The organism is Actinoplanes sp. NPDC051475, from assembly GCF_040689425.1.
Classification (GTDB): Bacteria; Actinomycetota; Actinomycetes; order Mycobacteriales; family Micromonosporaceae; genus Actinoplanes.
In genome coordinates, this window is the sequence record NZ_JBFAZZ010000008.1 from 303,663 (window position 1) to 316,927 (window position 13,265).

The 13,265-nt window shown below is 71.1% G+C and carries 11 protein-coding genes; 8 read left to right on the top strand and 3 right to left on the bottom strand.

Annotation, left to right across the window (positions count from 1 at the left end):
• Window positions 1-11 precede the first annotated feature (11 nt).
• Genes purS through purL form a run of 3 tightly spaced genes read left to right on the top strand, consistent with a single transcriptional unit; the run spans window position 12 to window position 3,879 of the window.
• Window positions 12-278: a phosphoribosylformylglycinamidine synthase subunit PurS gene (gene purS / locus AB0368_RS19020; protein WP_366155182.1), complete on the top strand. Its 267-nt coding sequence runs from the start codon at window positions 12-14 to the stop codon at window positions 276-278.
• Window positions 275-985 carry a phosphoribosylformylglycinamidine synthase subunit PurQ gene (gene purQ / locus AB0368_RS19025; protein WP_366155183.1) on the top strand — a complete coding sequence of 237 codons (711 nt, stop codon included), beginning with the start codon at window positions 275-277 and terminating at the stop codon, window positions 983-985. Before purS ends, purQ begins: the two co-directional genes overlap by 4 nt.
• On the top strand, window positions 985-3,879 hold the full coding sequence (purL, locus tag AB0368_RS19030; RefSeq protein ID WP_366155184.1) for a phosphoribosylformylglycinamidine synthase subunit PurL: 2,895 nt from the start codon (window positions 985-987) through the stop codon (window positions 3,877-3,879). The genes purQ and purL overlap by 1 nt, the downstream gene beginning before the upstream one ends.
• Window positions 3,880-3,997: 118 nt before the next feature.
• Here the strand turns inward: purL and AB0368_RS19035 are convergent, their stop codons facing one another.
• Window positions 3,998-6,448, bottom strand: coding sequence for a carboxypeptidase-like regulatory domain-containing protein (locus tag AB0368_RS19035; protein WP_366155185.1), 2,451 nt, complete (start codon window positions 6,446-6,448; stop codon window positions 3,998-4,000).
• A 160-nt stretch (window positions 6,449-6,608) separates the two neighbouring features.
• Between AB0368_RS19035 and AB0368_RS19040 the strand changes: the two genes are divergently transcribed.
• From AB0368_RS19040 to amcA, 5 genes are all read left to right on the top strand, one after another.
• Entirely contained in the window at window positions 6,609-6,971 is a 363-nt protein-coding gene (locus tag AB0368_RS19040; protein ID WP_366155186.1) for a sterol carrier family protein, read from the top strand.
• 78 nt (window positions 6,972-7,049) lie between these two features.
• The gene (gene purF / locus AB0368_RS19045; protein ID WP_366155187.1) at window positions 7,050-8,660 is read left to right on the top strand and encodes an amidophosphoribosyltransferase; all 1,611 of its coding nucleotides are present in this window, start codon (window positions 7,050-7,052) and stop codon (window positions 8,658-8,660) included.
• 78 nt (window positions 8,661-8,738) lie between these two features.
• Window positions 8,739-9,890 carry a phosphoribosylformylglycinamidine cyclo-ligase gene (gene purM / locus AB0368_RS19050; protein WP_366155188.1) on the top strand — a complete coding sequence of 384 codons (1,152 nt, stop codon included), beginning with the start codon at window positions 8,739-8,741 and terminating at the stop codon, window positions 9,888-9,890.
• A 223-nt stretch (window positions 9,891-10,113) separates the two neighbouring features.
• Window positions 10,114-11,217, top strand: a complete 1,104-nt coding sequence (gene amcB / locus AB0368_RS19055; RefSeq protein ID WP_366155235.1) for a cyclophane-forming radical SAM peptide maturase AmcB — start codon at window positions 10,114-10,116, stop codon at window positions 11,215-11,217.
• Window positions 11,186-11,410 carry a multiple cyclophane-containing RiPP AmcA gene (gene amcA, locus AB0368_RS19060; RefSeq protein WP_366155189.1) on the top strand — a complete coding sequence of 75 codons (225 nt, stop codon included), beginning with the start codon at window positions 11,186-11,188 and terminating at the stop codon, window positions 11,408-11,410. The genes amcB and amcA overlap by 32 nt, the downstream gene beginning before the upstream one ends.
• Window positions 11,411-11,625: 215 nt before the next feature.
• Here the strand turns inward: amcA and AB0368_RS19065 are convergent, their stop codons facing one another.
• Both AB0368_RS19065 and AB0368_RS19070 read right to left on the bottom strand, forming a co-directional pair.
• On the bottom strand, window positions 11,626-11,841 hold the full coding sequence (locus tag AB0368_RS19065; RefSeq protein ID WP_366155190.1) for a DUF3073 domain-containing protein: 216 nt from the start codon (window positions 11,839-11,841) through the stop codon (window positions 11,626-11,628).
• A gap of 179 nt (window positions 11,842-12,020) precedes the next feature.
• Window positions 12,021-13,103: a Glu/Leu/Phe/Val dehydrogenase gene (locus tag AB0368_RS19070; RefSeq protein ID WP_366155191.1), complete on the bottom strand. Its 1,083-nt coding sequence runs from the start codon at window positions 13,101-13,103 to the stop codon at window positions 12,021-12,023.
• Between the last annotated feature and the right edge of the window lie 162 nt (window positions 13,104-13,265).

Genomic DNA, 13,265 nt, shown 5'->3' on the forward strand with positions numbered 1-13,265 from the left:
CAGGAGTGCCCGTGGCTCGCGTCGTCGTCGACGTCATGCTCAAGCCGGAGATCCTCGATCCGCAGGGCCAGGCGGTCGCCAACGCGCTGCCGCGGCTCGGCGTCAGCGACGTCTCTTCCGTACGGATCGGACGCCGTATCGAGATCGAGTTCGCCGGGGAACCCGATCCCGACACCGCCCGCGAGATCGCCGACAAGCTGCTCGCCAACCCGGTCATCGAGGACTTCACGATCCGCGTCGAGGAGCCGGCCGGTGACGCCGCGCGGGTGAACGCGTGAGCATGCGCATCGGAGTCGTCACCTTCCCGGGATCGCTCGACGACGGCGACGCGGCCCGCGCGGTCCGCCTCGCCGGTGGAGAGGCCGTGCGCCTCTGGCACGGCGACGAGAAGCTGCACGGTGTCGACGCCGTGGTCCTGCCCGGCGGATTCTCGTACGGCGACGCCCTGCGCTGCGGAGCGATCGCCCGATTCGCCGCGGTGATGGAGACCGTCGCCGACGCCGCCCGCGGCGGCCTGCCGGTGCTCGGCATCTGCAACGGCTTCCAGATCCTCTGCGAGGCGCACCTGCTGCCCGGCGCCCTCACGCGCAATCAGCACCTGCACTTCCGCAACCGAGACCAGTACCTGCGCGTCGAGAGCACCGCGACGGCGTGGACCAACACCTTCGCCGACGCCCAGGAGATCCTGATCCCGGTGAAGAACGGCGAAGGCTGCTATGTCGCCGACCAGCGCACCCTCGACGAGCTGGAGGGGGAGGGCCGGGTCGTCGCGCGCTACATCCGCGGCAACCCGAACGGCTCGCAGCGCGACATCGCCGCGATCACCAACGCGGCCGGCAACGTGGTCGGCATCATGCCGCATCCGGAACACGCTGTGGAGGCGCTGACCGGTCCGTCCCTCGACGGCCTCGGCTTCTTCACCTCCGCCCTGCGGCACCTGGCCGGGGCCGCTGCCGGCGGGCAGCTCACAGGGGGAGCCCACTGATGACCACCCAGCCCGACACCGCGACCGGCGGTGCGGCGGCCTCCCGGGGCGTGCCGAACCAGCAGCCCCTGGCCGCGCAGCCGGGGAAGCCCAGCGGTTTCGCCGCCACCGACGTGCTGGTCAACCAGTTCGACGGCGGACCCGACACCGTCGAGCGCGCCCGGACCACCCCCGAGGAGCTCCAGCCGCACACCGAGCTGGGCCTCAAGGACGACGAGTACGACCGCATCCGGCAGATCCTCGGGCGCCGCCCGACGGCCTCCGAGCTCGCGATGTACTCGATCATGTGGAGCGAGCACTGCTCGTACAAGTCGAGCAAGGTGCACCTGCGCCAGTTCGGCGAGAAGGCTCCCAAGAACACCCGGATGCTCGCAGGCATCGGCGAGAACGCCGGCGTGGTGCAGATCTCCGACGAACTCGCCGTGACGTTCAAGGTCGAGTCGCACAACCACCCCAGCTACGTCGAGCCGTACCAGGGCGCGGCGACCGGGGTGGGCGGCATCGTCCGCGACATCCTCGCCATGGGCGCTCGCCCGGTCGCGGTGATGGACCCGCTGCGCTTCGGCGCCGCGGACCACCCCGACACGGCCCGGGTCCTGCCCGGCGTGGTGGCCGGCATCGGCGGGTACGGCAACTGCCTCGGCCTGCCCAACATCGGCGGCGAGATCGTCTTCGACTCGTGCTACCAGGGCAACCCTCTCGTGAACGCGCTCTCCATCGGCGTCCTGCCGGTCGAGCGGCTGCAGCGCAAGGAGGCTGCCGGCGTCGGCAACGTCGTCGTTCTGCTCGGTGCGCGTACGGGCCGGGACGGCATCGGCGGTGTGTCCGTGCTCGCGTCCGCCACCTTCGACGAGGGCGCCGAGCAACGCCGGCCGTCGGTGCAGGTCGGCGACCCCTTCATGGAGAAGCTGCTCATCGAGAGCTGCCTCGAGCTCTACGACGCCGGCCTGGTCGTCGGCATCCAGGACCTCGGCGGCGCGGGCCTGACCTGCGCGCTCACCGAGACCGCGGCCGCGGCCGGCACCGGCATGCGGGTCTGGCTGGAGCGGGTGCTGCTGCGCGAGGCCTCGATGTCGCCGACCGAGATCCTGGCCAGCGAGTCGCAGGAGCGCATGCTGCTGATCGTCGCGCCGGAGAAGCTCGACCAGGTGCTCGCCGTCGCCGAGAAGTGGGGCGTCTGGGCCACCGCGATCGGCGAGGTGACCGCCCGCGACGCAGAGGGCCGCCCCGGCCGCCTGGTGATCAGCTGGAACGACCACATCGTCGTCGACGTGCCGCCCGGCTCGCTCGCCGACGACGGCCCGGTCTACGCCCGCCCGATAAGGGAGCCGGCCGACCTCATCCTGCTCCAGGCCGACCGCGCCGAGACGCTGCCGCGTCCGGCCACTCCGGACGAACTCCGCGAGACCGTCCTGCGCATGATCGCGTCGCCGAACCTGTGCGACAAGACCTGGGTCACCGAGCAATACGACAGGTACGTGCTGGGCAACACCGTCCTGGCTCAGCCCGAGGACTCGGGTGTGCTGCGCATCGACGAGCGCACCGGCTTGGGCGTCGCGCTCTCCGTCGACGGCAACGGCCGGTACGCACGCCTCGACCCGTACGAGGGTGCGCGGCTCGGTCTCGCCGAGGCGTACCGGAACGTCGCAGTGACCGGCGCCGAGCCGATCGCCGTCACCGACTGCCTCAACTTCGGCTCGCCCGAGGACCCGGCGGTCATGTGGCAGTTCGCGGAGGCCGTACGAGGCCTCGCCGACGGCTGCCAGGAGCTCGGCATCCCGGTCACGGGCGGCAACGTCAGCTTCTACAACCAGACCGGCGCCGCCGCGATCCACCCCACCCCGGTGGTGGGCGTGCTCGGCATCCTCGAGGACGTCGCCCGGCGGGTGCCGATGGGCTTCCCGCCGCCGCCGAGCACGGACGGCGACCTGCTCTTCCTGCTCGGCACCACGTCGTGCGAGCTGTCCGGCTCCGAGTGGGCGTGGGTCACCCACGGCCACCTCGGCGGCCGCCCGCCGAGGGTGGACCTGGCCCACGAGCAGCGGCTCGGCCGGCTCCTTGCCCAGGCGGCCGAACGCGAGCACATGGTGGCGGCGCACGACCTCTCGGACGGCGGCCTGTCACAGGTGCTGGTCGAGTCGTGCCTCCGCCGCAACGTCGGCGCCCGGATCACCCTCCCGGAGCACGACGCGACGACGACCCCGTTCGTCTGGCTCTTCAGCGAGTCCGCTGGCCGAGTGCTGGTCGCGGTCCCCCGCGGCCACGACAAGGCCTTCGTGGCCCTGGCGGCCGAGCACGGCGTGCCCTGCACGGCGATCGGCGTTACCTCGGAGGAGCCGGTCCTCGAGATCCAGGGCCAGTTCGCGGTCGGGCTGGAGGAGCTGCGCGAGGCGTTCACGTCGACGATGCGCAACCTCTTCGGCGGCCCGGCCGAGCTCGGCCCCCGCCCGGCAGCCGTGTCCCCGGTGGCGGAGCCCGCAGCGGCCTCGTCCCTGGTGACCCCGCCCGCCACCGAGTCTGCGGCAGCGCAGCCGGCCACCGATTCTCCGGCGGCTGAGCCGGAAGTGTCGGTGTCGGCATCGGCCGATTCCACGGACACCGCGGCGGCTTCGTCCGGCGAGGTTTCCGGAACGGCGCAGGACGCGGCCGGTGACGAGGCCCGCTCGCTGACCCTCGAGATCAGCGACCCGCAGGCCGCTGGACCGGCGGCAGAGGTCGCCGAGGTTCCTGCTGCGGACGACGAAGAGCCCACCGCCTCGGCAACGGGCACGCCGTCCGAGCCGGCCGCATCGCTGCCCGGCGGTCCGGTCGACCAGGCACCGGCGGAGGCGCTGGCGGAGGCACCGGCGGCCACCACGAAGGCTGACGACGCCGAGCCGGAGACGAAGGCCTGACTCTCAGCACGACGCGAGAACGCCACGGCAGCTCCTGCCGTGGCGTTCTGCTTTGAAGAGGGGCTTTCCAAAAAAGAGCCGGCCCGTCGCGACGGGCCGGCTCTTTCTTACGGCTAACTCAGTCGTCCATCCAGTCCAGGGACCGGCGCTGACCCGGGTGCGAACCCTCGGGCTGCTGCTGCCGCGGCGCATCGCCGTAGGTTCCGCCGCGCTGGTCGTAGCCATCCTGCTCGCCACCGTAGCCGCCAGCGGCCGGCCCGCCACCGTAGGCCCCGCCGCCCTGAGGGCCGCCCGGGGGTCCACCCTGCGGGCCACCCGGCACGCCGCCGCCCCGAACGCCGCCACCATAGGTGCCGCCACCCGGCGCGCCGCCGCCCTGCGGGCCACCCTGAGCGCCGCCACCGTAGGTGCCACCACCCTGCGGGCCGCCGTAAGCGCCACCATCCTGCGGCCCGCCGTAAGCGCCACCGCCGCCCTGGGGACCGCCGTAGGCGCCGCCACTCTGCGGGCCACCGTAAGCGCCGCTGCCCTGGGCGCCGCCACTCTGCGGGCCACCGTAAGCGCCGCTGCCCTGGGCGCCGCCACTCTGGGGGCCGCCGTAAGCGGGGCCGACCGGTGCGCCGCCGCCCTGCGGGCCGCCGTAAGCGCCGCCACCCGGCGCGCCACCCTGGGCGCCGCCCTGCGGACCGCCCGGAACGCCGCCACCGTAAGGGCCGCCGCCGCGCGGATCAGCGCCACCATAGGCACCGCGCTGGTCGTAACCGCCCTGGTCGGCGTAACCCTCCTGGTCGGCGCCGTAGCCGCCACCGCCCGGAGCGCCGTAAGCGCCACCCTGCGCGCCGCCGCCGTAGGTCCCGCCGCCCTGGGCACCGCCGTAGGCGCCGCCGGCCTGCGCACCGCCGTACGTGCCGCCGCTCTGGGCGCCGCCGTATCCGGCACCTTGCGGGCCGTACGCGTTGCCGTTGTCGATGCCGCCGCCGGCGCCGTCCCAGGAGCCGTAGCCCTGCTCGGGGCCGTAGCCGCCACCCTGGTAGCCGCCCGCCGGGTAGGTGCCACCCTGCTCGCCGGCATAGCCGTCGTCGTAGCCGCCCTGCTCGGGGTACCCGGCGCGGTCGTCGAAGGCTTCCGGCTGGTACATGCCGGTCGGCTCGTCGTACCGCTGCGGCGCGGCGGCCTGATCGTCGTAGCCGCCGCGGTCGTCGTACGCGCCGTACCCGTTGGGATCCCGGTCGTCGTAGCCACCGCTCTGGGCCGGCACCGGGGGGCCACCGAACTGTGTCGCCGTGCCGTACGCACCCGCCGCACCCACACCCGCACCCGCGGCAGGACCGGCCGGCCACGCGGCGGGGGCGTTGTACGTGCCGTTCTGCGGCAGCGGTGCACCGTACGGATCCGGGAACTCGTCGACCGGTTCCGCCAGCGGCGCGCGCTGGATCATCGTCGGGGCGTCCGCGATGGACGGTGCGCCGGACCGCGGCGCGATCATCGTCGCGTCGTTGGTGGGACCACCGACCGGCGCTGCAAGGCGGGTCTCGTCCGGGCCGGCGTAGCGGCCCGGGGTCGGCGGCACGATGCCGCCCGCGCCCTTGGCGTCCGCGTCCTCGAAGTCGTCGGGGACGTTCTTGCGGCGCATCATCACCAGCACGATCGCGCCGATGCCGGCCGCGACCAGGAGGCCGCCGAGGATGATGAACAGCAGTGAGCCGGAGCCCTCGTCCTCGCCCGCCGTCTTGGTGGTCGCCGGTGCGGCTGCCGCGCTCTGATCGTCGGTCGCGGCAGCCGAGGTCTCGTCGGACACTTCCTCGCTCGGCGTGGCGCTCGGGCTGGCCGAGGTCGACGGTGTGGGTGACGTCGTGGCCGCGAGGGACTTGATCGTCAGCGGGACGTTGATGGACTTGTCGTTACCGCCCTGGGCGGTGACGGGGTCACCCTTGTAGCCCTGCTTGCCGGCGATGACGAGCAGCGAGCCCACCGCGATGGGCGCTCCGTCGGTCGACCGGAACGAGTAGCCGCCGTCGTTGCCCGAGGTGGCGTTGAAGGTGCGTCCCGCGCTGTCGCGCAGGGCCACCGAGGCACCCGGGACCGCCTTGCCGTCCTGGTCCTTCACCTTGCCGCTGACCTGGCGTACGGCCTGGGGCTTGTCCGGACCGCGCACGGTGATGTTCCGGCCGGCGGTGCCGTTCTGGTCCCCGATCGTCGCCGTGATCTGGACCTGAATGGTCTTGGTCTGTCCGGCGTCGACGGTGCCGGCTGTCAGCACGGCTTCGAACGGCTTGCTCTGGCCGGCCGGGATGGTGTCGTCGAAGTTGCAGGCGCTGCAGGTCATACCGTCGGCCTTGATGACCACGGTGACGCCCGTCTCGGCGTTCGGCGCCGCCACGTTCCGGTTGGTGATGGTGTACTTCAGGGTGGTCTTGCCCCCGGAGGGAAGGTCTCCCGAGGACAGGTTGGTGATCGAAACCTGTGGTTCCGCCGCCAGCGCCGCCGAGGGGACGGCGGCGAGGACGCCACCGATCACTGCCAGGAACGCACCGGCCTGGACAGCCCGGGCTCGTAGGTGCGTTGTCACGTCCACCGCCTTCCGGTCGCGCGGTCCCCGGGGTGCCTTTGAGTTACCCCCTGGATCCCGCGACGAGTACACACCGTCGGCCACTATGCCCTGTCGGATGACGTCTGCGCGAGTCAGGGCCGCCGAGTTCTGTTCATTTGCCGGGTCGTATTGTCCCGACGTGTCTTCTGCGCACAATAAATCCGAGTCGGTCGGCGCGGCGTTGGACGCGCTGGACGCCGGTGACGAACCAGAACGTTCCGTGCTTCGTGACGCTGTGCGAGCGCTGTTGGGCGAGCTCGCGCGGACCGCTCCGGGCCGATCGGTGGAGGTCCGTATTCCACCTTTCGGTGCGATTCAGTGCGTCGACGGTCCGCGGCACACCCGCGGCACACCGCCCAATGTGGTCGAGACCGATCCGACGACCTGGCTGCTCGTCGCCACGGGCCGTATGAACTGGGCCGATGCGGTGAATTCCGGGCGCGTACGGGCCAGCGGCATACGCACCGATCTCGCTCCGTACCTCCCTGTGCACCCGAGCTGAAGATCCGCCACCTCGCGTACACTGGTCGGTCGGAACAGACCAGCAAGTCCGAGCAGATCAGCATGAGGGAGCAAGCGCGTGCCCCGAGGCGACGGCCTGTTGACCGACGATCTCGACCCCCAGGACCGCGGACCCCAGGATGCCTGCGGCGTCTTCGGCGTCTGGGCCCCTGAGGAAGAAGTCGCCAAACTTACGTATTTCGGCCTCTTCGCACTGCAGCACCGCGGCCAGGAGGCTGCCGGCATCGCCGTCAGTGACGGCTCGGGTGTCGTGGTCTACAAGGATCTCGGCCTGGTCTCCCAGGTCTTCGACGAGCCGACGCTGGCCAGCCTGCGCGGTCATCTCGCCATCGGTCACACCCGTTACTCCACCACCGGTGGTTCCAACTGGGAGAACGCCCAGCCCACGATCCGCGCCACCACGGCGGGCACCACGATCGCGCTGGCGCACAACGGCAACCTCGTCAACACCGCGGAGCTGGCCCGGGAGGTCGTCGAGCGCGGCCTCGAGGCCGACACCGCCACCTCGGACACCGCCCTGGTGACGACCCTGCTTGCCAGCCGCCCCGATCTCTCGGTCGAGGCCGCGGCCATGGAGGTTCTCCCGCGGCTGCGGGGCGCGTTCAGCTTCGTCTTCATGGACGAGGGCACCCTGTACGCGGCCCGCGACGCCCAGGGGGTACGCCCGCTGGTCCTCGGCCGCATGGAACGCGGCTGGGCGGTGGCCAGTGAGACCGCGGCCCTCGACATCGTCGGCGCCAGCTTCGTCCGTGAGGTGGAGCCCGGCGAGATCCTCGCGATCGATGAGCACGGCCTGCGCTCGACGCGGTTCGCCGTGCCGGAGCCCAAGGGCTGTCTCTTCGAGTACGTGTACCTCGCGCGCCCCGACACCACGATCGCCGGCCGCAACATCTACGCCGCGCGTGTCGAGGTCGGCCGCCGCCTGGCCAAGGAGCATCCGGTCGAGGCGGATCTGGTCGTCGGTGTTCCGGAGTCCGGCATCCCGGCGGCCATCGGATATGCGGAGGAGTCCGGCATTCCGTACAGCGCGGGCTTCATGAAGAACGCTTACGTGGGCCGCACCTTCATCCAGCCCTCGCAGACGATCCGCCAGCTCGGGATCCGCCTGAAGCTCAACCCGTTGCGCGAGGTCGTCCGCGGCAAGCGCATCGTGGTCATCGACGACTCGATCGTGCGTGGCAACACCCAGCGCGCACAGATCCGCATGCTGCGTGAGGCCGGCGCGCTCGAAGTGCACGTCCGCATCTCCTCGCCGCCGGTCAAGTGGCCGTGTTTCTACGGCATCGACTTCGCCACCCGGGCCGAACTGATCGCCAACGGCCTGGAGATCGACGGCATCCGCCGCTCGATCGGCGCGGACTCCCTGGGGTACGTTTCGCTGGACGGCCTGGTCCAGGCGACCGAGCAGCCGAAGACACGGCTCTGCATGGCCTGCTTCGATGGGCAGTATCCGATCGAGTTGCCGGCCGGTCACCTGATCGGCAAGCACCTGCTCGAGAGCGTCGGCAAGCGGGCATCGATGCCCGACGCCTCTCCGGAGGCGGCCACCGCTGCGGTGGCCGAACTCGAGCAGGAGTACGAGGATGAGCAGTACGCCGAGGGCGAGCGCGAGCGAGCGCAACCGCTGGTCGGCAGCCCGGGCGGCACGGACGCCCTGCACCGCCCGTAACTTGCGGAACCACCGAGCACCTTTCGACGTCGAAGCAAGCGGCCCAGCCGAGCAGCACCACCACCAAAGGGGAGAACCGTGACGCACGTGTCCGAGCGCAACAGTGCCGGATCCAACGGCGCCGAGGGCGCCGACCGCCAGCCGTGGTCGGCAGGGGTCGGCCGCAGCGGTCGTAAGCGCACGGTGACGTACGCCGACGCCGGCGTCTCGATCCACGCCGGCGAGCGCGCGGTCGAGCTGCTCAAGAGCAAGGTCAAGAAGACCACGCGCCCCGAGGTGATGGGCGACCTGGGCGGCTTCGCCGGTCTCTTCAAGCTGAACACCCAGAAGTACAAGAGCCCGATCCTCGCCTCGTCGACGGACGGCGTCGGCACCAAGCTGGTGATCGCCCAGCAGCTCGACATCCACGACACGATCGGCATCGACCTCGTCGCCATGGTGGTGGACGACCTGGTCGCCTGCGGCGCCGAGCCGCTGTTCCTGCTCGACTACATCGCCTGCGGCGAGGTCGTGCCGGACAAGGTCGCCGAGATCGGCGCGGGCATCGCGGACGGTTGCCGGTACGCGGGCTGCGCCCTCCTCGGCGGCGAGACGGCGGAGCACCCCGGCGTGCTGCGTCCCGACGAGTACGACGTGTCGGCGACCGGTGTCGGCGTGGTGGAGGAGAGCGAGATCCTCGGCGCCCACCGTGTGGAGATCGGCGACGCGGTCATCGCCATGCGCTCGTCCGGCCTGCACTCCAACGGCTACTCGCTGGTCCGCCACGTGCTCCTCGGCGCGGGCCGCATGCGCCTCGACACCGTCGTGGAGGACTTCGGCAAGCAGCGCACCCTCGGGGAGGAGCTGCTCACCCCCACCAAGATCTACGCCAAGGACTGCCTCGGGCTGATCGAGGAGACTGAGGTCCGCGCCTTCTGCCACGTGACGGGCGGCGGCATCCCGGGCAACCTGGTCCGCATCCTCCCGGAGCACGTCGACGCGGTGGTCGACCGCTCGTCGTGGCGCCCCCAGTCGATCTTCGACCTGATCCAGGCGAAGGGCCGCATCGAGGACACCGAGATGGAAGCCACGTTCAACATGGGCGTCGGCATGTTCGCGATCGTCTCCGCCGACGACGCCGACCGCGCGATGGCCTACCTGACCGGCCGCGGCGTGGAGGCGTGGCAGGTGGGCGAGGTCATCGAGGGCACCGGCCAGGTGCAGATGATGGGGCAGTACACCCGCGGCTGAGCCACCGGGCCCGCGGGTCGGCGGCCCTGCGGGGCTGACGACTTCGGCGCTTTCTTGCGCTTCGTATGAAATGATCCGCGTGTGTCGATGGGCGGCACACGCGGATCTTTTGGTCATGGATGGGAGCAGCGAGGCACACTCGGGTGGACGTCGGTTCTTAGCCTGGCCTGAGTCGACGACGACGCGGACGGGGAGGGTGACTGTGGGAGACCGCTGGAACGGTATGCGCGGCATCGCCACGGTTCCCACGTACGTGGTGATGCAGCCCACCACCCTCTGCAACCTCGACTGCTCCTACTGCTACCTTCCGTTGCGCCGGGCGGACCGGAGGATGCCCGTCGAGGTCGCCGGCGCCGTTGCTGCTTCCGTGAACGCCTGGGCCCGTACAGGAAGATTCTCGGTGGTGTGGCACGGGGGTGAGCCGCTCGCGGCGGGACGGGCCCACCTGGCCGACCTGATGCGGCCCTTCGCCGAAGGCGTCGAGCACCACATCCAGACGAACGCGACGCTCATCGACGACGCGTGGTGCGAGTTCTTCGCCGAGCGCGGCGTCCGCGTGAGCGTGAGCGTCGACGGCCCCGAGCCGCGTAACGGCGATCGGGTCACCGCGGGTGACAAGCCGGCGTACGCGCGGATCGTGCGCGGTATCGAGGCGCTCAAGCGGCACGGGATTCCGTTCTCCGCCCTGTGCGTGGTCGGACGGCCGTTGCCGGGGCTGGCCACCGAGCTCTACGACTACTTCCTCGATCTCGGCTGCGACGTGCTGGGGATCAACGTCGAGGAGTTGGAGGGCGTGAACGTCCGCGCCAACCGGCATCCCGAGGAGGACGTGACCGCCTTCTGGGCCGAGCTGGTCGGCGCCTGGCGGCGCGATCCCCGGATCCACCTGCGCGAGGTCGAATGGTCGCTGCGCTACGCGGCGGCGGTCCTCGACGGTACGGCCGACGATGTGCTGCCCCGGCGCCTCGACCCGATCCCGACCGTGGCCCACGACGGCAGCGTGGTCCTGCTCTCGCCCGAGCTCGCCGGCTTCTCGGATGCCCGGTACGGCGACTTCAGCAGCGGCAACGTGCTCGCCACCCCGCTCGCGGAGATCCTCGCCGGGGCGAGCGGGACACCGTGGATCCGGGAGTTCCTGGACGGCGTGGAGGCGTGCCGCGCCCAGTGCCCGTACTTCGGCTTCTGCGGGGGTGCCCACGCGGCCAACCGCTACTTCGAGCGCGGCCGGTTCGATGTCACGATCACCGACCACTGCCGCAACAGCAAGATTCGCCTACTGGAGGGAGTGCTGGACCATGCCCGAGATCACGAGCCCACGGCCGTCTGACCGCGTGGAGACGGATCCCGTGACGGCTCGGGTGCGCGACACCCGCACAGGTCTGGCCGCCCTCATCCAGGAGGCGGACGAGGCGCGGCAGCAGCGCGAGGAGACGACGGCCGGTGAAGGGTCGGCGGTCTGCGCCTGGAACCACTTCGAGAACATCCCGACGTTCTACAACTGGAACAACCGGCCGCGCTGACCGGCGCCGGGCGGTGAGCGGTGGCGGCGGCCCGAGGCGGCCGCCGTCGCTGACCGAATCTGGACATGCCGAAGGCACCACCCGCGGTGGAGGCGTGAACGGCTACGAGCAGAACATGATGCCCGCGCGATCAGGCTGCGTGGGCATCATGAACTGCCGGAACGACCTCGACACACGGAAGCACGCGGGAAGCCGCGTGCTCTGTGCAATACGGGTCAGCGCCTCGAAGGCGACCAACGGTCGGGCTCGTCGTCCGGATCGTCGTCATCCTCGTCGTCGACGACATTGTCGTCGTCGTCGTCGAAGTGATGGTCGGACTTACCAGCACCCGCCAGTTCGCGCTGCAAGGCGGTGAGGTCGGTGTTCGGGGAGTGGTACTTCAACTCCCGGGCCACCTTTGTCTGCTTGGCCTTAGCACGGCCGCGCCCCATGGCTCGACCCCCTCGCACAGAATTCGGGGCAGCCCGAAGGCGGGCCCCGATGACGTCAGGCATCTCTCGTGGGTCTTACGGTACATGGACGATGCCGCCTTCGGCACCTCGGGTTACGTGTACCACCGTCGCGCGTCGCGACGGCCCCGGGACGCGACGCGCGACGGTGTACAAAAGCCTCAACCCAGGTAGATGCTGCGGAGCCGTCCGACTTCGGCCATCCGGCGCTCCGCGAGGCGATCGGCGGCCACCGCCGGCGGCACACCCTCGTCGTCGGCGAGGCGGAGGATCTGGCTGGTCGTGTCGAAGATCTTGGTGGCGCGGAGCTTGGCGCGGTCGAAGTTGAAGCCCTCGATCTCGTCGGCCACCTGGATGACGCCGCCGGCGTTCACCACGTAGTCCGGCGTGTAGAGGATGCCGCGCTCCTCGAGCATCTTCTCGATGCCGGGGTGGGCGAGCTGGTTGTTCGCGCCACCCGTCACGATCTTGGCGCGCAGCGCCGGCACGGTGTCGTCGTCGAGGGCGCCGCCCAGCGCGCACGGGGCGTACACGTCGATGTCGCTCGTGATCAGGGTCTGGGTGTCCGCGACCAGATCGATCTGGGGGTACGTCGTGCGGGCCCACTCGAGCGCGGCGGCGTTGACATCGGTGGCGACCACCGAGGCACCGTCCTCGATCAGGTGACCCGCGAGGTACTTGCCGACCTTGCCGAGACCGGCGACGCCGACCCTGCGCCCGGCCAGCGTCGGGCTGCCCCACGTGTGCTCGGCCGCCGCGCGCATGCCCTGGAAGACGCCCCAGGCGGTCAGCACCGAAGAGTCCCCGGCGCCGCCGTGCTGGACGCTGCGGCCGGTCACGTACCGGGTCTCGCGCGCGATGATGTCCATGTCCGGCACGTACGTGCCGACGTCGCAGGCGGTGTAGTAGCGGCCGCCGAGCGATTCCACGAAGCGGCCGTACGCCCGCAGCAGCCCCTCCGACTTGTCCTGCACCGGGTCGCCCCAGATCACTGCCTTGCCGCCGCCGAGGTCGAGGCCGGCCAGGGCGTTCTTGTACGCCATGCCGCGCGAGAGGTTCAGCACGTCGGTGACGGCCGCCTCCTCGCTCTCGTACGGGTAGAACCGGGTGCCGCCCAGCGCGGGCCCGAGGGCCGTGGAGTAGATACCGATGATCGCCTTCAGGCCGGTGTGCCGGTCCTGGCAGAAGACGACCTGCTCGTGCCCGGCGGCGTCGGTGCCGTCGCTGCTTACGAACACGCCCATGCTGCTCTCTCCTGAGTGTCTGCGGTGTGCGCCTTTGTGGGGCGCGCTGCCTGCGCCGGCGGGGTCGTGCCGGACATGAGCGAGCTTAGGCCCTCACCGGCCGCTCATGACGGCTCGCGACGAGCCGCGCCGACGGCGGGCGTGCCCGGAGCCACCCGATTG